Below are 24,115 nucleotides of genomic sequence, written 5' to 3' on the forward strand. Positions count from 1 at the left end.
ATACAATGACAGCAAACACGGCAGATGCGAACGGAATCGAGAACGAAATCGAACTCAACGGCGTCTTCGTCCCCCACGTAACACCGCTCACGTCCGAAGGCGACATCGACGAACAGAGCCTCCGACGACTGATCCAATACTTCAATGGTGTCGACGGTCTCGGCGGTCTTATCTCCTGTACGCGCGTCGGTGAAGGACCAGTGCTAACGTTCGAAGAGAAGCGTCGCGTCTTCGAAATCGTCACGGAGGAAATCGACGACGACCTGCCATACGTCAGTACGATCGCTCCGCGGTCAACCGATGAGGCGGTCGAAAAGGCCATCGCCGCTCAGGAGGCAGGTACCGACGCAGTAATGGTGATTCCACCTCTACTCTTCGCCTGGGGGAACACCTCGCCGGAGATGCGCTATCGCTTCTTCCAGGAACTCGACGAACGTGCCGGCGTCCCTATCGTTCTCTTCCAGGTCCCCATCGAGTCCTACTGGTACGAACCGGAGACGCTCGGACGCATCTCCCAGCTTGAGTCCGTCATCGGAATCAAGGAGGCTAGCTTCAATGTTAGTCTCTTCACCGACGTCGTTCACACGCTCAAGAACGACGGTGGCGAAATAGACATCCTCTCTGGGAACGACCGCTTCCTTGCCCAGTCATTCATGCTCGGCATTGACGGCGCACTCGTCGGTGTTGCCAACGTTCTTCCTGAACGATGGGTCGAAATGTACGACCTCGCTCGGCAGCATCGCTACGCCGAGGCGCTTGAGATCCAAGAAGAGCTACTTGAGGTCAAAGAATTGCTATTCAGGCAGCCCATCGTCACAGCGACCTCGCGAATCAAGTATTGCCTCAAGCTTCAAGGAATTATTGAGGACGACTACGTCCGCAGTCCGCAACCGGTCGTCGCCGACGATGAACGGGCTGACCTGCGTGATCAACTGATCACTCACGGGGCGCTCGAGGGTGATAGCCAATGAAGTTCGGCCTACGTCCGATGGAGGGAGGCAATGATTTCACGCCGACGCTCGAACAGATCGAAGCTGCCGAGGAACTCGGCTTCGATTCGGTCTGGTTCGCTGAACATTACACACCGGACGAACAGTGGTGGCCAACATCGCTGCTCAACCTTGCTGCGGTCGCCAGTCGCACGACCGAGATCGAGCTCGGGTCTAATATTATTGTAGCCCCGTTTTACAATCCGGTCTGGCTAGCTAATGCAGTCGCAATGCTCGATGTCATCAGCGAAGGACGATTCACCTGTGGACTCGGCGTCGGCTATGATCCGACTGAGTTCGAGGCCTTTGACGTCTCTCTCGATGATCGGGTCGGCCGAACAATTGAAACGACGATCCTGTTAAAGAAACTCTGGACCCAAGACCGGGTCTCGTTCGATGGAAAGCACTTTTCTGTCGACGATTACGGGATTGCTCCCCAGCCTCAGCAGGAGCCGCGTCCAGAGATCTGGTACGGCGTCTGGGGGAATTACTTGCTTGAGCAAGCGGCCAAACGTGCCGATGCTTGGATACCGGGCGCCGTCGCCAGCCTCGACGTTCTTGAAGAAAAGCAAGCACTCTATGACGAGCATCTAGACGGTACACCGGCATCACGCCCACTACTTCGAGACATCGTCGTTGGTGAAACGCGCACTAAAGCGATGGAGCGCGCAAAGGAGCATCTCGATGAGAAGTACCAAATCTACGCCGGACGGGGGCACCAATTCTTCGAGGACTATGAGTCCGATCGGTTCGAGGAGTTCGCTCGCGAGCGCATAATCGTGGGGACTCCCGAGGAGTGCACCGAAGGAATTGAGACCTACCGGGATGCCCTCGATCTCGACCACCTGATCTTCCGGTTTACATATCCGGATATGGATACTGAAGAGACGATGGAGACGATGGAAACGATCGCAACAGAGGTTCTATCCGCGTTCAACTGATAAATGTCAGCTACCTTCGTCGGGATCGGGCTTGCCATGGCGGGAGCGATCTGTCTTGCCCTGCAAGCTATCTTCATTCGTATCGGCACCGACGAAGGCGGCGTCATTGATGCATTGCTCGTCGTACTAGCGAGCAACATTCTATTTGTGGTTGTCCCAGTCACGATCTACTATTACCCTGCCTATCAAGTGACGGTATTCTCACTGATCGTCTTCATTGCAGCAGGCATCACCGGGACAGTTCTCGCACGGTCGCTCTACTACCTAAGTATCGAACGAATTGGTGCTAGTCGGACTGAGCCAATTAAATCGTCTCAACCACTGCACGCGACGATTGTAGCGATCTTTGTACTTTCAGAGCCTGTAACATTTGAACACTTTCTTGGAATTGTGCTTATCACTACTGGTATTATACTAGTCTCAACCGAAATAACTAGTAGCCAGGCAAAAGTAAGCGATACCTCATCTGCAATGATCCTCATAGTACCATTAACTTCTGCATTCTTCTTTGGCATCGAGCCTAGCTTTGTCAAACTAGGGTTCCAAGAAGGAACTCCCGTCTACGTCGGATTAGCAATTAAGGTTCTCGCAGCAAGTATTGGTTTCCTCGGATACCTCTGGTTTGTGGACCGACTACCAACACTCCGATCAGTACTACAGGCCTCTGGCCGCTGGTATATCGCAGCGGGTCTCGTGAATACGGGTTTTCTTTATGCGTATTACATGGCATTGGAGCGGACAGCCGTCTCGATCGTTGTTCCGATCGTCCAAACGAGTCCACTGCTCGTCGCGTTTGTCGCCTATCTTGCGCTCTCACACAGAGAGCAAGTAACGAGGCAGACAATGGCCGCTGCAGGGGTTATTGTGGTCGGTGCTATTATTATTACTCTATACGGTTCCACATGATCGGCATCAACCAAACAAACTAATCGGTCAAACCTCTACACCTATATTTGGACCATCTATATTACATCAGTTCATCAATAATAATTCCCCTTGTAACAGAACTTTGGATCGATGCCTCAAACAGTCAGACACGAACTCTCTGGACTTACTGAAGCAAACGAAGAAGAAGGAGTTGATGACAGGGACTCCCTGATCTAATCTCTTTCTTGAGCTGGGTTCTCACCTGCTCTTTGAAGATCTGGAACCGGGTTTCAAGCTCACTGAACTGCTGATTCAACTGTTCTTGTTTTCAGAGGCGCGATTTACTGGATGCCGGTAGTGATCGGTGGTGCGTCGGTGTCCGTGTTTGGTGTTCGAGTACTTCAGTAGTACCGACAAGAGATACGGGGAATCGCGTACAAGCCAGAGAAGGATTTTCATGCTCATACTGGCAGCTAAAATACATAAAGATCTAATCTGTATACTGAGTTAGTGGCTCTGGTTAACGTTTTGACCGACTACCTCCGCCAGCACCTGGCGGAGGTTGACGATGCAGCCGCAACAGAGCGGCTCATGGCTGCAATCACGTACAAAGAGATCGATGAGGTAACGCAAGAGGACGCAACCGAACTGTGCAGATATTCTGAAGGATGGGCGTCAAAGTGGTCCAGCCGACTCAAGCGGTCGCCGATGAGCCGTTCGAAGAAGTTGTCTACGACGAGCCACGACCAGGGGGCCATCCAAACTTTGACGCGCCCGCGTGGACCGTTCCACTGGTTCGTCAGTATCTCCGTGAAGAGTTCAGATCAGAACGGCAGCGAGGACAGGTTACACCGTCACGTCAGCGAACCTGTTGGAACAGGTCCGCTGCGACTGATTCCGACCCAAACACATCGAGCGGAATCATCCGTGTCGGGCATCGCTGACGCAGTGCCCTTGTCCTCTTCGACTCTACAGCGACCGCTCAACAGTATCAACAATTTTCTACGTAAGAGTGAACTCCAAATATATTCGCGTACTTATGTCCATAAGTATGAACTCCACCGTGACCTGCTGTCCCGGTAGACCGATTTGGTGAAGAAAATTCTATACTCCTGTAGTAGTTTAGGTGAACCGGACGCCGATATCGTGCATATTGTCGTTGTAGCGGGCAATGTTGATAACTAGTGGCGTAACACTTTCGACTTCAGCCGCATTTGCTAGCGGCCCGGCACTCAGGGCCCGTATCCCGGCCAGTTCGTTTACGAGGTCGATGACCTGCTGACGTACCTCTTCGTCGTTGGCCACTACGAGTGTATCGACGTCAAGGTCAGCGTTGAGGTCGGCAAGGCGGTCGGCAGCGAGATTGTGAAACGCTCCTGCGATAGCCGTCGATGCAGGTGCACGCTTGGCGACTAGTTCGGTTACGCACCCCACGGACGGCGGATTAAAATGGAGACCTGACTCATCTCCCTGCATTCCTACTGCAGGGCGACTCCTCGAGACGGGCCTCACGTTCCTTGTGCTCGGCTAGCGCTTCGGCGTGCGTAGCAACGTCTCGGAGCCGTTCCGGGTCCGACTCGTTGAGCGTGTTAACGATCTCCGTCGGGAGGTTCGCCGGTGGGGTCGGGGGTTCGTAGGACATCGGCTACTCTCGTGTTAACCAACACAACCCACTAATCCATAGTTTTGTTGGTTAAGACAACTTGAGCGGTTCTTGTATCTGCTGACTGTAACACTACTCGAAACTTACCCGGGTACGGGAAAGCGCGCCTCGCGCCTTTCGGCGTAGACAAACATGCTGCGGTATAGACATGGGCAACCCGTCAGGCAGCCAAGAGTTCTCGAGTTGGTGGAGGTAGGACGGGTGGACAGTCGAGATTCATCGACTCCTTCGAGTGTTAACCAACAATCTTGCGCGTACGACCATTGTGTTGGTTAAGAATGCGACGAAGTCCACTGGAGTTCGTGTGTCAATTTCGCTGTGAAAATGTCTGATTCAACTGTCCTCCTCTCACCAGTCGGTTCAATGCTACCGACGGTGACCGCGTGATCCGGGTGACACTTTTGGAAGAAGATCCTCTGCCTTTATACAGGGCTGTGGTTAATGTAGATAAAACGCATGCGTGTCTCCTATCAACATGCAAATATCAACAGCGGCAACGAATCGACGCTGCTACGGTTTACAGCTGCGGATGGCACGCGTGCTTGTATTCTCGTCGACGCAGGAGATGGCGTCAATCTCGACACACTACTTGCAGACGATGAGTATCTGAACGCAATCCTACTCACACACCCGCATATCGATCATTATCGCACGCTCGCAACGAACGTCCGACACAATGCTCCGGTCTATACGGCAGACACAACCGCCGCTATCCTCGAGCAGTCTCTCCCGGAAGCCACACAGGACAACGACCTTGGGGATATCTCCGCCGCTCTCGACGCCCTCGAACCGATCGACGACTGGACGTCGATTCTCAATGGACTCGAGGTCCGGCCGGTTGCCGCTGGCCATACACCTGGTGGGGCAGGGTTCCTGGTCCGGTTTCGTGATGAGACTGCGACTGACGACCCCCTCAACAGCGAGCAACACATTCTCATCTCGGGGGACTTCACGACGCGACCATGTGCGGGATTCCCGGGTCTGGAAACATCCTACCCGTTCGATGTCGACTGTCTATTGCTAAACGTCGCGAGCAACGATTCCTACACGACATCACTGAATGAGTCACTTCGGTCGACCCTCGAGCACGCGTATGCTGGCTCACGAGTGGTTGTCGCAGCGAGTTCGTTAACGGGCGTTCACTACGCGACACTGCTGGGTCACTGTACGGAAATACTCGAGCGCGAGGTTCCGATCACGCTCGTCGGTCAGGCCGCGAAACTCTACGACACCCTCGAGTACGATGTGTCTGGGGTCGAACCAACAGCGGTCTTCGACCGGACGAACGAGGTACTGGCAGATGGCGGGATCACGATTGCCGGACCGGAGATGCCGACGACCGGCAGTACACAGCGACTCCTGCAGGCGATCGGCGACGATCCTGTTGCTGCGTTCGTTCAATTGACGACGGGAGACGAGGTCGACCCAGCAGACACCCGCTGTACCACACAGGCGTTTTCACTGTCGAACCATCCCAGTAGCGAGACGATCACCGACATTGTCCGCAACATCGCTCCGAAAGAGGTCGTCATCAAACACGCGAGCGGACGGATGCTCAAGGAATTTCAGCGGCGCTTCGATTGCTGTTTTACGTGGGGAACGAACGATACAGGGATCCACTGCCTCTACGAGAACGGCGAGTGGCAGGTCCCCGATTGGATCACCGACTCGACTGCAAGTCGAATTCAAAGCCGACAGTGGGAAGCGATCCAAGAGCAGTCACTCGAGATTGACGCCTCACTACCTCGCTGTCGACATGGGTCGATCGATCTTGAGGCAGAAGGTGTCGATCTCGATGCCCTCGAAGAGACGTTTTCAGGAGCTATCGAGGACCCATATTCCGGTACCGATCCTGAGAACAACAGTTCGAAACCAGCTGAAAGTGACGAGGACGACCGACAGCACGATCGATCGTTCGAGGAAGACGTCCTCGCCCGTCTCGAGGCGATTGAAACGACACTCGACCGATCAGAGGAGACGGTTTCAGCCCGCGTACTGAGCGATGGTGCGGACAAGCAGATCTTGCAACTTCTAGAGGCCGCTGATGTCGACGCTGGTGACGTAGTCGACGTAACTATCAAAACAGAACCGGGCGACGAATAGTACGGTATCACGGATTCACTGTCGCGCGGTGGAAGCGCGACATGGCCAATCCACCCCCCCCCCCCCCCCTCCCTAACATTGTCCAAATCCCGCCGGCGACGGTTGATACCCCCACCTACCGGGCGCTTTTACAGTTTTCTCGAGGAGAGTATCAGATCGCGTTTACCCCATTTCGAGTGCATCAACGGCCTCGGCAGGCCCGATATCGTACTCGACGAGGCAGTTCGCTGCGAGCTGCCACGCTTGCTAAGCGAGTTCGGGAGCAGCGTCCTCATAGTGAGCACTGAACTCGATCAGTGCGACTGCGACGAGGAGATCCTCCTGTCGATCGGTGAGAGGCATCGCCGATGTTGGGCGCGGCTTCTCTAATAAACCTCAGGACTATCGTTGCTTGACTGGAGTTTGTAGAAGGGAGGATGGGGATACACTGATAGGAACCTGCTTGTCATCGGTGACTCTCCGTTCTGGCCGATCCTCTGATTACATCCCCCTGAGCAGCGTCTCGAGCGTCCGCTTGGAGGTGCTCATAGCGGACATCACACCGCTTTGAACAGAACCGGCCGGCGTACCGCTCACGGGCGAGTCTCGTACAGGTTGGTACTCGGCACTCGTCGCGGTCGGTCATCTGGCGATACCTCGTTTCAGGAATTGAATCGTCTCAGCGCTGCCGGACGCTATTGCTGTGAATCTTGATTCCATGCATTGTACAGTGGACTTTGTTCGCGTCCCCTGCACCCCTCTAGGGGAATAAACCACCTCGAATGAGCGAGTACCTCTCTTATCGAACGAATGTCCCATCCGGTGCAGGGACGAGTCCGGTTCGAATCTCGAGATCGACACGCCGAAGATGCTTACAGCCACTCTCTAGCTGGCGCTGCTCGAAATCTGGACAGCTACACGTCTCTTTCTCGATGTCGACCTCGTAGGTATGTCCACTCTCACTCACAATCTCATAGAGAGCGCCCGCCGTGGCAAAGTGGACGTCCATGTCCTCACTCAATGCACGGCGAGTTCGTGGGTCGTTGATCGAGTAGCCACCTTCCTCGAGTGGGGTCGGTGGTGCTGGTGTTTCACACTGGCCTCTGAACTCGTCGCGACGATTGCGTTCTTGGCCACAGTTCCGGCAGCACCAGTAGCGTGTGCGATACTCGGAGCTATCGGTGAGATCGTGATCGTATTGTGTCGGTTCTCTTCCTGGGAGCCACTCATCGATTGCGATGAGTTCATGCCCGTTTAGTCGAGCAACGTCTCCGGAATACCTCTGCTCTCGGTCACTTGTGTTACTGCGGTCATGGTGGGGTTGCTGCTGCTCGCGATGGATCGGTTGATCTGTACTCATGGGGTACTCTCGAGGCACACATCGTCGCGCCTCACCCGTCAAGCGCGAAAAAACACTGTATAGACCGGCATGTTAGTGGGAAAGTGGTCTGATTGGAATGTACTAGAGGATGTCATAGAGCGGTTCGCATACCTATTCTATGACTACTCGATGAGCGGTAAAGGGGAAGGACTGCTCACGTCTATCCTTCGCAATTGAGAACCTTCCTATGTACACCACTCCAAATCGGGTTCGAGTAGGTCTCGTGGTGAGTATCTGATGACACGACATAATAGCCAGTTCGACGGGAATCGATTCGCAACCATCGCAGTGGGTGCAGCTGAAACCGAGACGCATCCTCACAGAGATGGAACGAACGACGTCGTCCCACCGATCCACCTTTCGACTACGTTCGAGTGGGCCAGCGGGGAAGATGCCAATGAACACGACTATTCGCGCGAGAGCAATCCGACGCGGGCAGCCCTCGAAGAGCAGTTAGCCCGCCTCGAAGGCGGCGAGCATGGGTTGGCGTTCGCCTCCGGAATGGCCGCTACATCGACGACGATGCTGTCACTGGTCCCACCGGGAGGGCACGTCGTCTCCTCGGACACCATCTATAGCGGAACCGAAAAACTGCTCACGGAACACATGGCCGGACATCTCGGCGTTGACATCGACTTTGTTGACGCCCGTGACCCCGACAACGTCGCCGATGCAGTCAATGCGGACACTGACTTGATCTGGGCAGAAACACCGTCGAACCCCTTGATTAGGTTGTGCGATATCCAAACGATAGCCGACATCGCCGATGACCACGATGCCCTGTTCGGCGTGGACAGTACCTTTGCGAGTCCGTACTGCCAAGCCCCACTTGAACTGGGTGCTGATGTCGTCGTTCACAGCACTACCAAGTATCTCAACGGGCACTCCGACTCGATCGGCGGTGCTGTTATCACCGATGACGATGAAGTTTTCGAGCAATTAGCGTTCGCGCAGCGGGTCGGGCTTGGGAATATGCTTTCGCCGTTCGACTGCTACCTCGTTGCGCGAGGTATCAAGACGCTGCCCGCACGGATGGAACACCACGAGAAGAACGCGATGGCAGTTGCCCAGTTCCTTGAGAGCCACGATCGGGTCACTCGTGTCCACTATCCGGGTCTTGAGAGCCACCCACAACACGAGCTTGCGAGTGAGCAGATGTCGGGGTACAGCGGGATGCTGTCCTTCGAGTTTGACGGCACACTCATCGAACTTGAGGCGTTCATAGAGGGACTTGAGGTATTCACGCCGGGAGCTAGTCTCGGTGGGGTCGAGAGCCTTGTTGAGGTACCGTCACTAATGATTCCGGACGAGTTCAGTCGTAGTGAGGAGTCAGCAGAGATTCCCGAGACGTTGGTCCGAGTGTCCGTTGGCCTCGAAGACGCTGATGACCTCTGCGAGGACCTCCGGAAGGCACTACCGTAGGCGCACGTTCCCCTTTTCTCCGACTGTCCCGATCTGCAAGCAGAAATACGAATTGTCCCTAAACGAAAGAGTGCGGATTATTCGAGCGGTTCGATTACGTCTCCGGGGCGAATTATCCCATCTTCGACAATATCCGCTCGGAGTCCACCTCGGTGAGTGAGTGCCTGCAAAACACCGTCTTGAGTGATGCGCTGAAGATGATTACACGGTTCACACAGTCGATCCCCTCGACAGATGGCGTCACCGACTCGAAATCGTTGTCCAACGAGATGATTGAGTGCGACATCACGGGTTTCGATGTTTCGTCGGTGTTCTCCCGGTGCGAGTTCGATTCCCGCTTCACGTTCGATTGCTGTGACAGCCTCCTGCTCGATCAACGTGAGGTCGTACCCATCGTGGCGTTCTTCATCTGGTTCCCACTCGACGAAGGTTCCCGTCTCAATCTCGCTAAAGTAGCGATCACCTCGAAGACCGTTTCCGGCAACTGCTTCAACGTCGGTCTGTTCTTCCATCTCCGCTTCGGCTTCAGATGCGATAAAAATCCGTTTGATAGTACCACTCCCGGTCATGTGTGCTATGCGCGTTTAGCACAGTATAAATACTCGGGTGTAGGTTGTTGGCAAGGTACCTCAGGGGTATGTCCGCACGTGTAGTGAACAGACAGTTCAGTCCAAATAGATCGAAAGGTACGTCATGCGAATCGTTCTATGGTACCCTCATGTACGGTCTTATCGATCCCGAGTCAAATTTTCTAGACATCTCACAGCGGTAGCTCTCCAGTTACTGTGGGGTATTTTTAAGCCGCTCAATACCAACGACTATGATACCGAAAGGGCGATGAACGATCTTACTGATCCGCGGTCGCCGCTGCCGGAGTGGATCGTGGACGCGTACGATGTCCTCTGTACGTCTTGTTTCAATTCAGCCGACGAAGAAGGCGTCCAGTCAGTCCCTCGAGAGAAAGCGCTCACGGTGCTTCTCACTGCTGAGACTCTATCTCTCGAACCCGAAGACGCAAACCACGCACTCACCCGGTTACTCGAGCGAGGGTACGTCTATGCGGTTGATGGGGAACTCCGTGTGACGACACCAGAGACTGACGTGTAATGCATAATTCGGGAGGTGACCGCCCACTTCAAAAGATGGCTGATATCTGATATCGCATATCACTCGTTCAAATCCGATAGTACTCAGACCGGTGACGGTTCTGGCAGTAAAAAAAACAACCTGCCTTGGTCAAGCGTACAACTGAGAACGGAAGCCAATGGCTCATAATTGGGTACGAAAATCCAGGAATACAGGTAGTAGCCTAGTCAGTCCTCACTTTGCAATTCAACGAATGAATTGCTTCCACACCGGCAAGATGGCCTGTTACTAGCCCGCGTCAATGTCCCATCAGGAAGTCGAAACGCGGGATAGACAGCTCCGCATTCAGTACAGCGGATGGAAACCTCCTCTGTACTACCCTGATCCTTCATCGTCGATAGAGTGAACGAGACGAAGTGAACATATAGAGGTGGTGGCTATTCCGTTATCCGACGCTGATCGATACGCATCTATATGGTCGCGGGTCACCTGCCACTGATCGCTAACGGTCCGTTCCAATGACACAGAGGAAGGGACCCTCGACTGTCTTCTTACTCCGAACGAAGACCCTGCACATCGGACTGCGTCACGCAGAGCCAAAGTTCACCAACAGAGAATCGGATCTCCAGTCCAGTGTGCGGACCGGCCGAGTTCACGAGTTGCTCGAGTGATTCGACATCGATCACCCGGTGGAGTTGGTACTCGTCACGATTGAGACCCACCGTTTCGAGCGAGTCGATGATTTCGAAGAGGAGTTCCTGATCACTCATCTATCATCACCTCGTCGACGACGTCGATGATCCCTGCGGCTGTCGAACTGATCCGCTCGAGTCGGTCGAAGATCACTTCCGACTCTTCGCCCTGCCACGCAGCGAGGTAGAACGCTGAGCCGCTCGTATCCAGTCCGAAGTACCGTCCGACAATGTAGCCGACTGCTTCCGCCTCAAGTTCGCGTTTCGACCGTTCAGTCTCGTTGTCGATGCCACTATGCAAGAGTGCATGCGCATACTCGTGGACGGAGGTCAGCGAGTGCGCCTCGATCTCGACCCAGCCCGGCGGGATCTCGCGGGCCATGTCGATTGAGATGACGAGGACGCTATTGCGAGACTCGGTGCCCTGCGCGATGAAGCGGTCGAATGCCTCAAGGAGTGCCTCGATCGAGGTTGAGCCGTCGACGGTCGCGACGTCGTCCTCGAGGGCGTTGTGCCAGAGTTCGAGGGTGTCTTCGAAGACGGTCATCCCTTGAGCTCACCTCCGCTACCGAAGTCTCCGAGTTCCAGTTGCCTGTCGCGCTCGTCGAAGCGGCACTCGGGGTAGTGGTCCAGGAGCGTTTCGTCGACGACCAGCCAGAAGTCACACTTATCGGATTCACCTGCTGCCACATCCGGGACGGGACAGCGCCTCTTGGACGCCTGCGCGTTCGTCTCGCTTCCAGTCGTCGCGCTCAACGAGGATCGTCACCGCTGCTCACCTTCCGGTTCTAGTGATCGAATTTCAATACCGGTATAAATATTCTGTGTATGCAGTACTTCTCTACAATGGGATCCAGCACCTCCGATAGAGTGGCGGTCATCAACCGTTTCACCGGCCCAAGCATGAGACGATTCGATGGCCGCCGTTCCTTGATCACTCACAGTGCGTTCAGTACCCAGCTGTAGTGATCGGTCTACTCTGTCAAATTCAGGACAGATAGTAGAACGATGTGCTCCTTTTTCCGACTGAGTCCCTGACTATAGACGCGGCTGCCGGATCTTTGGCCCAACCACAATCCGGTAGTCCGCATCCATTCATTATTCCTACCGCGATCAGTCTCTGTGCTGCGTGATCTGACGAATTTGGAGATCTCGTAAGTGTTTGATGACCGAGCCTCCCAGTTATACGGCTGGATTCCCTAGATAAATCTGTGGGAGCGTAAACCGGGGTTGGGACGGTGATACAACTCCCACACTGATTTAGGAACAGCAGTTCGTTCAGTACCTCCCTTGTACTTACCGTAAGTCGTGGCACAAACCACTGGAGTCACGGGCTTGGGCTGGAAGCCCGAGTTCTGCGTTCATCGTCTTGTAAACCTTACTCACTCACCAATCAAACCCGCTGGGTTTGCGGGAGATCTCCGGCATGCCTGAATCAAGGTCAGCGAGTAGTCGTCCTGGAATGGATATATGGGTCGTTTGGGACGAGACTTATTCACATTGCTCACTGAGAGCAGACGCATTCATGCCGTAGTGTTGCGGCATTCAGAATATACCGGTGAACTGCTTCGGCAAGTGCCAGCATTGCATCGGCTTGTTCGGCACTGGCAACCGTCTCGCGATAGTACACCTCGGCTCGGTTTTGCTTCCAGAGTTGGGTAAGGCGGTCAGCGAACTCTTGGCTGAACAAATTCACCTTCGCACCTTGCTGGTACACCTCTGTGTGTTCGTAGCGTAAGTCCTCCCCAGATGCATGTCCACGATGCAGCAGATAGAACTGAATACTGCGCTCGGCGGCCACAAACGATGCCTCGATCACTACCGTATAGTATCCGTTCTGCTCGCGGAGCGTTCGTGCTGCTTCGAGGAGCCGACAGGCCTTCCGTAGCTGAACGAGAGCGGTGTTAGAGACATCCAGATCGGACTCACCAGTTTGTCCACGGGTCCGCTGAAAGGACACCTCAGCGTCGGAGAGCGCTTCGTCGACGTAGCTATCGTCCATTCGTCAGTACCTCCTCTTTGAGTTGGGTGAGAGAGTCGGATCCTTCAAGCGTCAGTCCGGTGGCGAAGATTTCGCGCAGCCGATCCCCGTATCGGCGCGCACTCTCAACGGATTCGACGAGGACGTGGAATTTGTAGCGGTCACCATCGAAGGCTTCCTCGTTCAACTCCGACGTGAGTTCGTCGGCGGTTTGCTGGGCTGTCGCCTGCGTACCGTCGACGAGGACGAAACAATCGATATCACTTCGGCGATCAGCATTCCCTTGAGCAACACTGCCGAAGAGGACGATTCCGTGGATATCGTCAACGTTGTTAGTCAGTCTCGAGACGAGTTCTCGAACTGGGGCGTGAAACTCCGTTTGTGGGATCTGGATAATTGGATCGTTAGGCTTGCTGAGTCGGGCACGATTAATCTGAACGAGCTTCTTCCGCCCACTATGCTCGATCTCGACGAAGCCAACCGCTTCGAGGTCGTCAACGGCTGCTGAAATGCTTCGATGTGGATTATCCGTTGCCCGACTCAAATCCCGAATCCCGAACGCTGTATAGGGATTGTCGACAAGCAATGTAAGAATCTCCCCAGTACAGGCGTGACTGAAGAGGTCCGTAGAAGGGACAGGGACTGCCAACTCGAGTGAGGCGCCTCTTTGGATACTTTTACTGCCCATAGATATATTTCTTCACCGATTCATAAATAACTGCTGGGAAGGCGGTCTTCTCCAATGATGGTGATATGTCCGGTTCGGCTGGTACTTGATCGATACGCCAGTGTTGCTGGTGTAGTTGTACAGAAGGCATACCTTGTTCTGGGGTAATGCGGAAACCCCTCACCCCACTGGGGGTGAAAAACACTACGCAGCGGGTTTGACATCACTCTGAGTCGGCCCCGAACAACTGTTTCGGCCGGTCCCACATAGACGGTACCTCGGATTCGTCCGCATCCGGACCTGAAAACAGTCACACGATTTCATCATAAATCTACGGGTCGTCAAGGTGGCGAGAGACGGCTACTATCGGTCAAATATAACGGAATAGGTTCGATTTCGATATGAGGGGTGGCACCCCTCGTTTTCAGTGAAAGGATAGCCAGAAGGTGGAGACACCCCTCGTTTTCAGTGAAAGGATCAGCGACTACACTGAGGATTCCGAAAGTGCATCCAGTACGTTGCGTTGGGTTTCCGACGAATCGAGACAAGCAGACATAACAACGTCAGGGTCGTGCAACAGACGGTGCGTTCGATAGCTTCCTTCTCCTTTACCGCCACCCGTGTGCCGGCTTTCCGTTATCTCTGGGAGCGTCCACTTTTTCATCAAATCCAGTACACGCTGGTGAGTGAGTGACTCACCAGCAGCCACTTCGGCGACAATACAGTAGCCGTCGTACAGTTCACCCGTCGAGAACGAATCCTTCAACTTCACTTTTGTGAGATATGCGAGTGCGTAGAGCGCGTATCGCGAGTGCGGCGTACCGTTTTTGATGACCTGCACTGACCGGTTGAGATCACTATACTCGTCGGCTTCTCGGACGTGTTCCTCAGTGACACGGTCGCTATCGTCTTTCTCCGCAAGCTTGCCGGCCGATCGAAGAATGTCAAGTGCACGGCGTGCATCACCGTGGTCGCGAGCAGCAAGGGCAGAGGCCAGTTGGATCACGCCATCTTCGAGAACGCCATCTTTGAACGCATCACTCCGCCGCTCGAGGATTGCTTGCAACTGATTCGCGTCGTAGGGCGGGAAGATGATCGGATCATCCTGAAAGCTCGAGGCGACACGCTCATCGGGAGAGTCAGAGTATTCCGTCTTGTTGCTGATCGCGACGACCGAGATGTAACAACCCGTTTTCCCTGCTTCCTCCGATCGCGAGAGTTTCGAGAGGACCTCGGCGGTATCATCGCCGAGTTTGTCAATCTCATCAAGGATAACAACCAACGAATCGGTCTCATGGAGAAGACCGTCAGAGCCCCAAAGAGAGTCATAATATCGACTTGCGCCAACGCCCTCCTTTGGAATATATCGGTCCGGATTGATCGCATCGCGAACTTCGAACGCCATCGTCCGGGCTGCCCGTGTCTCTGTGTTGTACTGATCGCAGTCGACATAGGCTGCCGTCAGATCAGTTCCTTGCATCTGTGCAACCCCTCGAGCACGACCAGTGACGTGTTTCGCGACGAGTGACTTCCCGGTCCCCGTCTTCCCGAATAGGAAGCCACTCTCCGGGGGGTCACCAAACGCAGCGGGCTTCAAGAGCGCTTCAACGGTCTCAATCTCTCGGTCGCGACCGACGATTCGATCTTTCTGTGGAACGTGTTGCGGTCGAAGGAGTTCACGACGACGAAAAATGGACGTCGACTCGTCCGCCATCGGGTCATCCTGAAGATCCTCGACTGAGGGAGTCGGGATTGGATCGTTACCCATTGGCTATTTCAGTACAGACAACCATAATAAATCCACCGCACCCCATTTTCAGTGAAAGAGGTGAAATTAGAGGTTTGAAGGCGTATTGGTGGATTGTCTGAAGAGTGGATACCAGTCACACCCACCCCTGATTTTCAGTGAAAGCCTCCGTACAAGAGAACCTGCTGTTCGACTCGAGAACGGATCCTCTGATTGAATTATTATATTATTTTTGGTGTAGGTAAAGTAGTAGTGTAGTAGTAGATAGAGATGTTCTCTAACTAGCGATGGAAAGAAACGGTCTTTCTCACTGCCATTACTTTATATGTAGTTCTATCTGAGATCAGAGTTGATTTCACATATTCACCTCCTTTCACTGAAAACGAGGGGTGTGTCTGTATCGTTCTGGATCAGTCTATGTCTTCTGCATCGCGTGCTCGAACGACTCCGCGATGTCCTCCTCGTGGAAGTAATCGTGACCACGCTCAAGGGCCAACTCCGCAGCGGACAAGACCGACTTGATTGCCCAGTGTGCGATATCGCCAGTCTCGTCGGCAATCCACTCGAGGTGGTCCGACTGGGTCGGGTGACGGTCAGTCCGTGCTCAACACGGGACTCGAGGATATCGACGAGTTCGTCGACACCGTACTTCTGAAACTCGATCTGGCTCTCGCCGTGGAAGTGGGCCGGAAAACGCGGTCGACGCGGTTGAGCCACTCGGCCTGTTGGTGGATGATTGCGATCACCGACACGCTGTCGACGGCGAATAGGTCCTCGAGGACATCTAGATCAGGGATGACATCGGCGTCGTCGAGGACGTACGGTTCGCCGTCGACGGCCGCTGCAAGAGCGTCGACGAGTTCGCTGTGCGGCTGGTTTTGATGTATCACCCCTCCATCGGAGTGTTTAGTGACGCTTCGTAGAGGATTCCGTTTCGCGTCTTGCCCGAGCACTCAATAGCGGTCGACGAAAGTTGCCATCGCTGCCGGAGTTCACGAAGCATCCAGCGTGCTGATGCAGATTTGCCGACACCGCTGGGTCCGTGGATCAACACATCGTCTGCTCGCTGACCGTTCCCCGTCGGCTTAAGCGCCCGCGAGGGCGTGTTCAACTCCGTATTTCGGTGGAGGATAGGGGTGGGGTAATCATCCCTGAAGACATCCTTGAGGCGGTCGCACGTCGGTTGAGCGCGAATGTCCACCCTGATGGCGACGATCCCGACCGCGAGGAGTACATCAGGATCCAGAAAGCGGAAGAGGCGATGTTAGGCGAAAACACTAATTAGGAGTTATATGAACTGATACAGTATGTGAGAAATGACAATGGTGCCTAACATACCGAATATGGACCATACCATACGCCAAAACGGCTTTTTGTGACCCCCTGTCGGTTCGCTACAAACATATATCTACGATAAGAAATAGTGTACATAAATGCCGATATTATAACCGTAAAGAAGATTATAAATCTAATATCTTTATGTAGTGTATCCATGTTTGATCCTATTTCAGTGACTGGTGCAAAAGGCGAATGATTAACCAGGAACAGTGCACCTCTTTCTAAATGAAGGTATAGATCAGTAACGGGATCTAATGAAATACCAAGAAAGATATCAACAACGGCCAATAGTAACCATACGGTGACATAAATAGTGGTTGATCGTACAAACCATTTATAGGATCTATCCATCACTTGATTGTATTTTTCAGTGCCATATTCTAAACCGGAATCAGCACCCTTTCTAAACCATGGATCTGACAGGATTCTTTTCACGAAGCCAAACAAATTGAGGAAATAGGCCAATAAAACACCTAATATAAGTGGAAATAGTAAAAGGAAGATTGTGAGCGATAGCATATTGATAACACTATCTTGCGGCGATCCACTCGACCAATATAGAAGATAAAATGAAATGCCTGTTACTGTAGTTGGTAACGTTATCCGACAGTATATTAACCATTTGAGTAGAAAGAAATCGCGTTTCCTCCAAATTCGCAGATGGAGAGTTTTAGCAGCTACCCAATCCTGCCCTACCACTCTCCTGATCCTGTCAATGTCCATATGATGTAGTCAGATTGGACAGTCACACTACTTAAGGGTGGTTGCCCCATCTTGAGAAACCGGCTTAGTTCATCGGGATTCCAATGCTGACATTCATATAGAAGCCGCAGCCAATGTCGTGGATGTCTCTCACCGATCGACAGGAGGACCTCCTCGTCGCAGTCGCACTGACCGAGTTCTCAGTCCACTACGAAGACGCCGATCCCGAACTCGCCGAATGGGCGTAGCAGCAGGCTGCCGATCGCCTTGTCGATCACGATGTCGGCCCGCCGAGGCCGTCGGCGCACTCGAGATTGGATCCTAAGAGTGCGGTAAATGAACAGTCGTAATAGACATATATACTGAATAACGATTAGCTGAGAAATGGGCGAGTCAAAGATTGAACAAACAGGACGGTCACCTGGGGTGTTCGCGTGCTGAGTGTGATGGTACCCTCATTTACCATGAGTACAGGAGCGCTGTTAGCGATGCTTGGACTCGGGGTATTTGCGGCTCTAATTCTCTCTGTGATGTCTTATACAGCACAGAGGTTCACTGAGTATTACGTCTGCGAAGAGTGTGGAGACGATGTCTCCGAATTTGAGGCAACGAATAATCCAGACCCAGAGGGTGGGGGTGAGGTCTGGTACTGCACAGACTGCTCAGCGAAAATTGATACCTAACCGCAATCCGTTCGCTTTGGGGATCACACCCGCTCGGCGCCTGATTGTCTCGAGAAGACCTCAAAAGGCCGCCCGGATGGGCCAAGGGGGATGGCCGCCGGGCGGATACGGGACATGGTTGGGGTTCGGGTGCTGATGCCGTGTCGCGTGGTGGGGAACGCGACAGTGAATATGTTCGCCTTGGCCTATATCAACGCCGCCCCGATTCCGAGTGAGCAAGAATCGTCCCACTGGCCATGTAGAAATTCCGCCAGCGACCGACGAATAGACAGCGAAGCGATCAACTATTTTGCCCGGTAACAGCGCTGTTCCCCCACTACGTGGCCAATAGAATTAATTGGTTAGAGTATTGAGATTCTGATAGCGAGAGATAGGGACCTGGTCGTCGATTCACCAGATCCGCTCCGAGACATCGCTCTCGCTATACTGAGGTCGGCTCACCGAACATCAAGTGGTCCCGATCTCAGACCAATCACCACCTACCAGACACACCACCAAGGGAGGAAGGTTCCAACGTCGGCCTCTGGCCGGCGCTTCTCGAAGTGCCTAATCGGATACGGAACAGTGGCCACGAGATTGATAAAGAGATAGTAACTGCGTTGATCTGGCGAGGAAATCGGTTGTTGCCAAACACCTGTCTGACATCACCCTTGCCCTCCAGTTTCTACTCACCGAGTCCTGAGTTTTATCAAGGAAGCCACGGCCAACGCCGGCGATGCTTACCGATCGACAGGAGAACCTTCTGGTCGCAGTCGCACTGACCGAGTTCTCAGTCCACTACGAAGAGGCCCATCCCGAGCTCACCGAACGAGCGTGGCAGCTGCCCGCCGATCGCCTCGTCGATCACAACATCGAGCCCGCTGAGGTCGTCGACGAACTCCTCGAGTAGCGACTCGCAGTAGCAAAACGGTAGGTGGGGGAGCCCAGGCCTTGTGGGGGGTGAAGGGAGGGTCGTGTTTAGTTTGTAGCATTCTGCCGGACGGCGAAAGCTTGGAGCCACGATTCTGCGGTTGATGATTTGGCGTGACTAAAACAATTTGAAAACGAGGAGGTACGTCGTTTTATCTCTCGAAAGACACGTTCAACAGCGTTTCGATTTCCATGTTTTTCGTATCGAAATCGGAGCCCATGTCGGCGGAGTGCTGTCTGGAGATGCTGTGCTCCGTCGACGAGAAACACAGCGTCTTCGACATCATGTTTCTCGGGTAATTCTCGTAGAAAGCGTTCAGTCAATGCGGTTGTAGTCGCTGAAAACAGCCGTATATGGAGAATCTTGTTCGTTCCAGGATCGACTGCAGCGTACAGCCAATACTGGTGATCATCGATCCGAATCACGGTTTCGTCGAGCGCAATGTGATCCGGAGTCGTGTCAGTTGCTGGCTGTAGATCGGCTTTCTGTACCCAATCGTGAACAGCCTTCCGCGATCGCTCGACACCGAACCTCTCGAGTTCTCGAACGGTATTCGAAAGCGATAATCCAGCAAGGTGGAGTCGAATACCGAGCCCCATCAGCCGACGCGGTGTCCGTTCTCGCTCCACAACACTCAAATCGATCCAGTCGCTACAACCGTTGAGGCGGTCGATTTTTGCCATAGACCAGCATACAATCGTACCGCCTCACTTTTCACGCTTAACTAAACACGGCCATCGACACAGCCTGTTTAACGAAGCGGAAGAGAGTCTTTTGCACAAAGCTTCCTCTTCCGCTTCAATTCAATCATTCTGACGACTTACCCCGACGCCGTCGGTGGATTCAATAGAACCGTCACAACGTATCTCCCTGAGCGTCATCTGCGTCCCCTCCGGGGTGTTGTTCGTCGCTGTCTCGTCGCTATCGTTCGTGTTCGCGTCTCTGTTGTTCCACTGATTCTCGTACTCGTTGACCGCGCCGTTCCCGACATCCGTACTAGGGTCGTACCCGTCACCTCCGTCGTTGTCGCCAACGACCGCACCGCTGCGTAGGGGCTGGCAAACAGCACGGCGAGCACGACGCCGCCGCCGAGCTACGTCCGCCGGTTGGCCAGGAGCGTGCGCTGGCGGCACCACACGCCCAGCACCGGGCTGGCTAGAGCGAGGGTCAGGGTAGCGTAGACGAAGATCACGGAACGAACGAAGGAAAGTGCACCGGCACGATCTTCCGTTGAGCGTCGTCCCCAGTCTGCCTGTCCAGACTAACCCTACGTCCGATCGTTCGTGATGTGTTCTGCCGCAGCACCGCCTTGGTGTGAACCCATGTTGTCTGTACCACTGGGGTTCTAGAAGATGAATTTGGGGAACGCTTCGTCTCTCCCGCGTTTGGCTGACTGTCAAACCGGGCTTTACTCCGGCAGGAAGCCGTCATTCAGAGTTCGTTCGATGGCTGTTGTGCATCAAGAATGAATCTTAATTGCGTAACTCACCACGGAATTCCGTTTTCTGGTTATCACCCTTACACTGGTATGATTGTAATGACCTTCGGATGGATCGGTGTTATATCTTGTTACCACTTAACACAATTTGGCGTTTAGCAAGTGAAAATCTAGGCAATTTATAGATCTACGAAGTAGGATTTCGCAGCACGACCACACGACATTGAAACAGGGACTCGTTCATAATCTCTTGAAGCCGTGGAGAGACGGTTAGAGGATGATACGTGAACATGATCTACAGAGGTGGTCTGAATTAAGCAGTGAAATAGTCTATGCCACCGTCTCACAGGCACAGTGTGAGAATCAGACAGACTACAACGCTGCGAAGAACATCAGCTAGCGGTTTCTCCATCGCAACCAAACTGGCGGCGACAGAGGAGTGCCCTTGGACGAGCACCCGAACAGTGGGACGGTGATCGTGAACGGAGGTTAGTCTCCTGACTCAGATGAAGCCGGAACCGGAGTCCACACTGAATCCCACCGCTTTAGTGGTGGGGAGTCAAGCAGGTGTTCTGAGTTACAGGGAACGAGAGAGTTGCTACACTCGTTCGAATACCCACCGCTGATTCTCTGTATCGTCCCACTCCGATTGGTGAACGTTTGCCCCGTCACTGACCGAAGCGTTCTCGACAGCAAGGACCTTCGCACTATGAGAGTTGACAACGCGATATTCGTCGTCACTAATATGCTCGATTTCCCATTTCTGGTAGTCAACGTCGGCTTCTGACCACTGGTGGACGTCTGCCCCGTCATCGATCGATCCGCCTTCGACGTCGAGATACTTTCCACTGTTCTCGTTTCGCAGCCGATAGCGTTCGTCACTGAGTTCGTCAACGATCCAGTGGGCAGAGGTCTGCCCCTCGTCAGACCATTGATGGACTGTCGCCCCGTCATCAGTCGATCCACCTTCAACATCGAGATACTTCCCGCTGTGTTTTGCCTTCAACTGATACGTTACCGTGTCAGTGATGTCATCGCCGCTGTACCACTGGAGACTGTCTGTTTCATCGCTGGTCGCAGGCTCAATCCGGATCGCCTGTCCGCCACCTTTTACCATCTCCGACTTGATCGTCGTCGTCTCGTCGACCAGATATCGACTCCTTTCGACATCGTGGGGATTGGTCGCGAAGTCGCAGTCGGGACCATCAGCGTAGATCGTCGCCGTGTAGGTTGTTTCACTGTCGAGGAACTCAAGCGGTACGTCGACGGTTCGGGGATTCTCGTCGGTGGCGACGCCGACCCACCAGTCGGTTCCACTTCGACGAGCGATAGCCGTGTACTCGCCGATGGATGCGGTTGGGACCGTCGTTTCGTCCCAGTCGACGGGGACATCCTTGATGAACTGGAACTCCGGCGGAACGTCGGAAAGGTCGTCACCGTCGACGTAGTACTCGACGAGGTCGGCGACCATCTGGAGGCCGCTGAGAATCATCGGGTAGTGCGCCAACTGGCGCGCTCGGGTCGTCTGGACTCGGCAGTCGGGATCAGCCTGCAAACCGCCTTCGTACTCGTCGTAAAACACGTCGAAGATGCCCGGACAGTGGTCGATCGGTCCGGCCAGCATCCGCGTGAACGGCGTCGTAACGGTGTGGCTAGGAGGAATACCATCGGCGCTGAAGTTCTGGTATTCGAGTCCGGCGGCACCCTCTCTGGTCATGAAGTTGGGATAGGTCCGGCGGACACCAGTGGGTTTGATCGGCTCGTGGGCATTGAGCATTAGTTCGTTCTCGGCGGCCGTCGTGATTGACCGCCGGTAGTGTTTGACCATCTCTTGATCGTGATGGTGGTGTGTCTGGTCGTGTAGATTGACGTTGTCTTCGTCGACGTAGCCCGATTTGATCGAATTGACGGCAACTTCCTCACCGTACCACGAATAGGCATCATCCAGTTGCCGTTCATACCGGTCGACGTAGCCGACGGTCTCGTTGTGGGCCATGAAGCTGACCGAGGGGTTCAGTGACTGGCCATAGTCCCACGCATCTCGGTGATCGAAATGCTCCCCGGAGTCGGTGTAAATCATGTCCGAGTCGTACGATTTGTTCCAGCCTTCAGCCACGACTGTCCCGATGCCGTGCTCGCTCGCGAAGTCCATGTAGCGTTTGACATTTTCCGTCCGTGCGCCAATCGAAACACCGTCGTCCTCCCCATTGGGCCACTTGGACTTCCCGATATGGAGTTCCCACCAGACGCCACAGTACTTCTGTGGCTCAATCCAGGAGGTATCATCAATCTTGCACGGTTCGTTGAGATTGAGGAGGAGCCGCGATTCGACCAGATCGCCAGGCGATCGACCGAGTTGCACCGTCCGCCATGGAGAAGCGTGCGGGGTCGTCGCCCAGACTTTATCACCGCTTGGTCGGGGTACCAGCGACGACTCGAAACTGGTCGTCCCCTGACTGACTTGCGTGAGTGTCATGCCGGCGTAGTCTGTTAGCGCCGCCTCATGGATGCTCAGGTAACAGTCGTCGGCCGCCTTCATCGTCAGTGGCGTGTTGGTACCATCCTTCTTGACCTCCGAATTGTTCTCCGGGAGGGGATCGGAGGTCTTGTCATGGTTCTGCTGGTCGCCTGCATGAACCTCGCTGATGGGCGTGTTGAAGTAAAAGTACTCGTAGTTGTCCCAGTCGTTGGGGATCCACCACGACTCGTAATCGCCGGCGAACTCAAAGCCCGTGTTCTCGGACGTAATAGAGAAGTCCCCGAGGTTTTCCTGATCGGGGAACACGTACCGGAACCCGACGCCATCGTCGAACGCTCGGAACTCCAAGGTAAGCACCCGACGGGGAGAATCAGTCGTCTCCAGTCCGATTTCCAGTTGGTTGCAGTGGTTGCGGATCTCACTGAAACCACCCCAAACTGGACTCCACGTCTCGTCGTGCGTGACTGTTCTGCTGCCTGTGACCGCGAGGTTGCCGTCCAAGGTGCCATCGCCAAGTTCAATTCCAAGGTTCGAACTATCGAGCAGGGTCTGACCGTCAAACGCCAGCGAATATGACGCTGACCCGTCACTGATTTTGATGTCGACCGTTACCGCTCCATCAGGTGACTGCAGCGAGTAGGAGGATTGAACCGGCCCCTCGGAGATCGGTGCAGCACTAGCGTCACCAGCTCCGAGCGGCAACGACGCAGCAACTCCAAGCCCAGTAATCGTACTCAGAAATCCCCGCCGACCTGTACTACCAGAGGAAACGATTTCCTCCTTACTTTGTTCATCCTCTAACGTATTGGTATCTCTCGCCATTGCAAGTCCTCCATACATAATTGTGGTACATAAAAATTCGCATTAGACCACTATGGTTCTAAGAATAGCAGAACTGGGCGTTACTTGGCACTACTTGATGACGAGAACGATCTGTTTTATGGATCCATACAAGGGATAGTTTAATAGCTGATAATGCTAGCCCTCCTATTTCGAACAGCTAACACACGAGTATGATGGGTACTTGGGTGAATAGCTCACTCCGTG

Annotated in this window: 19 protein-coding genes and 4 pseudogenes; 10 read left to right on the top strand and 13 right to left on the bottom strand. The window is 53.9% G+C overall.

Annotated features, from left to right (window positions below):
- The first annotated feature begins 5 nt into the window (after positions 1 to 5).
- From FEJ81_RS22205 to FEJ81_RS24030, 4 genes and pseudogenes are all read left to right on the top strand, one after another.
- The gene (locus tag FEJ81_RS22205; RefSeq protein WP_138247375.1) at positions 6 to 971 is read left to right on the top strand and encodes a dihydrodipicolinate synthase family protein; all 966 of its coding nucleotides are present in this window, start codon (positions 6 to 8) and stop codon (positions 969 to 971) included.
- Entirely contained in the window at positions 968 to 1,930 is a 963-nt protein-coding gene (locus tag FEJ81_RS22210; protein ID WP_138247376.1) for an LLM class flavin-dependent oxidoreductase, read from the top strand. The genes FEJ81_RS22205 and FEJ81_RS22210 overlap by 4 nt, the downstream gene beginning before the upstream one ends.
- Before the next feature lie 3 nt (positions 1,931 to 1,933).
- Positions 1,934 to 2,836, top strand: a complete 903-nt coding sequence (locus FEJ81_RS22215; protein WP_138247377.1) for a DMT family transporter — start codon at positions 1,934 to 1,936, stop codon at positions 2,834 to 2,836.
- Positions 2,837 to 3,292: 456 nt separating this feature from the next.
- Positions 3,293 to 3,627 (top strand): annotated as a pseudogene (locus FEJ81_RS24030) (IS630 family transposase); the annotation flags it as partial.
- Positions 3,628 to 3,919: 292 nt separating this feature from the next.
- Here the strand turns inward: FEJ81_RS24030 and FEJ81_RS22220 are convergent.
- Together FEJ81_RS22220 and FEJ81_RS22225 are read right to left on the bottom strand one after the other, a co-directional pair.
- Positions 3,920 to 4,285: pseudogene (locus FEJ81_RS22220) on the bottom strand (Rossmann-fold NAD(P)-binding domain-containing protein); the annotation flags it as partial.
- Complete coding sequence (locus FEJ81_RS22225) at positions 4,260 to 4,439, bottom strand: hypothetical protein (RefSeq protein ID WP_138247378.1); 180 nt, start codon at positions 4,437 to 4,439, stop codon at positions 4,260 to 4,262. The gene FEJ81_RS22225 and the pseudogene FEJ81_RS22220, both read right to left, overlap by 26 nt.
- A gap of 477 nt (positions 4,440 to 4,916) precedes the next feature.
- Here FEJ81_RS22225 and FEJ81_RS24490 point away from each other — a divergent pair, with 477 nt between their 5' ends.
- Positions 4,917 to 6,563 carry an MBL fold metallo-hydrolase gene (locus FEJ81_RS24490; protein ID WP_138247379.1) on the top strand — a complete coding sequence of 549 codons (1,647 nt, stop codon included), beginning with the start codon at positions 4,917 to 4,919 and terminating at the stop codon, positions 6,561 to 6,563.
- Between the two features lie 778 nt (positions 6,564 to 7,341).
- On the opposite strand, the gene FEJ81_RS22240 is transcribed toward FEJ81_RS24490, so the two are convergent.
- Positions 7,342 to 7,902, bottom strand: a complete 561-nt coding sequence (locus FEJ81_RS22240) for an SWIM zinc finger family protein (protein WP_138247381.1) — start codon at positions 7,900 to 7,902, stop codon at positions 7,342 to 7,344.
- 258 nt (positions 7,903 to 8,160) lie between these two features.
- Here FEJ81_RS22240 and FEJ81_RS22245 point away from each other — a divergent pair, with 258 nt between their 5' ends.
- Positions 8,161 to 9,345 carry a trans-sulfuration enzyme family protein gene (locus tag FEJ81_RS22245; RefSeq protein WP_138247382.1) on the top strand — a complete coding sequence of 395 codons (1,185 nt, stop codon included), beginning with the start codon at positions 8,161 to 8,163 and terminating at the stop codon, positions 9,343 to 9,345.
- A 77-nt stretch (positions 9,346 to 9,422) separates the two neighbouring features.
- Here FEJ81_RS22245 and FEJ81_RS22250 read toward each other — a convergent pair whose 3' ends face one another.
- Positions 9,423 to 9,914, bottom strand: a complete 492-nt coding sequence (locus FEJ81_RS22250; protein WP_138247383.1) for an MOSC domain-containing protein — start codon at positions 9,912 to 9,914, stop codon at positions 9,423 to 9,425.
- 268 nt (positions 9,915 to 10,182) lie between these two features.
- Here FEJ81_RS22250 and FEJ81_RS22255 point away from each other — a divergent pair, with 268 nt between their 5' ends.
- Complete coding sequence (locus tag FEJ81_RS22255) at positions 10,183 to 10,452, top strand: hypothetical protein (protein WP_138247384.1); 270 nt, start codon at positions 10,183 to 10,185, stop codon at positions 10,450 to 10,452.
- A 530-nt stretch (positions 10,453 to 10,982) separates the two neighbouring features.
- Here FEJ81_RS22255 and FEJ81_RS23635 read toward each other — a convergent pair.
- The 7 genes and pseudogenes from FEJ81_RS23635 to FEJ81_RS22285 all read right to left on the bottom strand — a co-directional run bounded on the left by FEJ81_RS23635 (position 10,983) and on the right by FEJ81_RS22285 (position 16,408).
- The gene (locus tag FEJ81_RS23635; protein ID WP_138247385.1) at positions 10,983 to 11,201 is read right to left on the bottom strand and encodes a hypothetical protein; all 219 of its coding nucleotides are present in this window, start codon (positions 11,199 to 11,201) and stop codon (positions 10,983 to 10,985) included.
- Positions 11,194 to 11,460, bottom strand: a pseudogene (locus FEJ81_RS22265) (DUF955 domain-containing protein); the annotation flags it as partial. The pseudogene FEJ81_RS22265 and the gene FEJ81_RS23635, both read right to left, overlap by 8 nt.
- 206 nt (positions 11,461 to 11,666) lie before the next feature.
- Positions 11,667 to 11,879: a hypothetical protein gene (locus FEJ81_RS23550; protein WP_175416527.1), complete on the bottom strand. Its 213-nt coding sequence runs from the start codon at positions 11,877 to 11,879 to the stop codon at positions 11,667 to 11,669.
- 748 nt (positions 11,880 to 12,627) lie between these two features.
- Positions 12,628 to 13,125 carry a hypothetical protein gene (locus FEJ81_RS22270; protein ID WP_175416508.1) on the bottom strand — a complete coding sequence of 166 codons (498 nt, stop codon included), beginning with the start codon at positions 13,123 to 13,125 and terminating at the stop codon, positions 12,628 to 12,630.
- On the bottom strand, positions 13,115 to 13,792 hold the full coding sequence (locus tag FEJ81_RS22275) for a nucleotidyltransferase domain-containing protein (protein ID WP_138247386.1): 678 nt from the start codon (positions 13,790 to 13,792) through the stop codon (positions 13,115 to 13,117). Before FEJ81_RS22275 ends, FEJ81_RS22270 begins: the two co-directional genes overlap by 11 nt.
- Positions 13,793 to 14,255: 463 nt before the next feature.
- Positions 14,256 to 15,539 (bottom strand): Cdc6/Cdc18 family protein, encoded by a 1,284-nt coding sequence (locus FEJ81_RS22280; RefSeq protein ID WP_138247387.1) that lies wholly within the window; start codon positions 15,537 to 15,539, stop codon positions 14,256 to 14,258.
- A gap of 572 nt (positions 15,540 to 16,111) precedes the next feature.
- Positions 16,112 to 16,408, bottom strand: a complete 297-nt coding sequence (locus FEJ81_RS22285; protein ID WP_138247388.1) for a hypothetical protein — start codon at positions 16,406 to 16,408, stop codon at positions 16,112 to 16,114.
- Positions 16,409 to 17,701: 1,293 nt separating this feature from the next.
- Between FEJ81_RS22285 and FEJ81_RS23620 the strand changes: the two are divergent.
- The 3 genes and pseudogenes from FEJ81_RS23620 to FEJ81_RS23555 all read left to right on the top strand — a co-directional run bounded on the left by FEJ81_RS23620 (position 17,702) and on the right by FEJ81_RS23555 (position 19,130).
- A pseudogene (locus FEJ81_RS23620) lies at positions 17,702 to 17,883 on the top strand (hypothetical protein).
- A gap of 121 nt (positions 17,884 to 18,004) precedes the next feature.
- Positions 18,005 to 18,241, top strand: coding sequence for a hypothetical protein (locus FEJ81_RS22290; protein ID WP_138247151.1), 237 nt, complete (start codon positions 18,005 to 18,007; stop codon positions 18,239 to 18,241).
- A gap of 715 nt (positions 18,242 to 18,956) precedes the next feature.
- Entirely contained in the window at positions 18,957 to 19,130 is a 174-nt protein-coding gene (locus FEJ81_RS23555) for a hypothetical protein (RefSeq protein WP_175416545.1), read from the top strand.
- A gap of 68 nt (positions 19,131 to 19,198) precedes the next feature.
- On the opposite strand, the gene FEJ81_RS22295 is transcribed toward FEJ81_RS23555, so the two are convergent.
- On the bottom strand, positions 19,199 to 19,834 hold the full coding sequence (locus FEJ81_RS22295; protein ID WP_138247389.1) for an IS6 family transposase: 636 nt from the start codon (positions 19,832 to 19,834) through the stop codon (positions 19,199 to 19,201).
- Positions 19,835 to 21,187: 1,353 nt separating this feature from the next.
- Entirely contained in the window at positions 21,188 to 23,890 is a 2,703-nt protein-coding gene (locus FEJ81_RS22305) for a glycoside hydrolase family 97 catalytic domain-containing protein (RefSeq protein ID WP_175416546.1), read from the bottom strand.
- Positions 23,891 to 24,115 lie beyond the last annotated feature (225 nt).

Origin of the sequence: Natrinema versiforme, assembly GCF_005576615.1 — an archaeon.
Taxonomy (GTDB): Archaea; Halobacteriota; Halobacteria; order Halobacteriales; family Natrialbaceae; genus Natrinema; species Natrinema versiforme_A.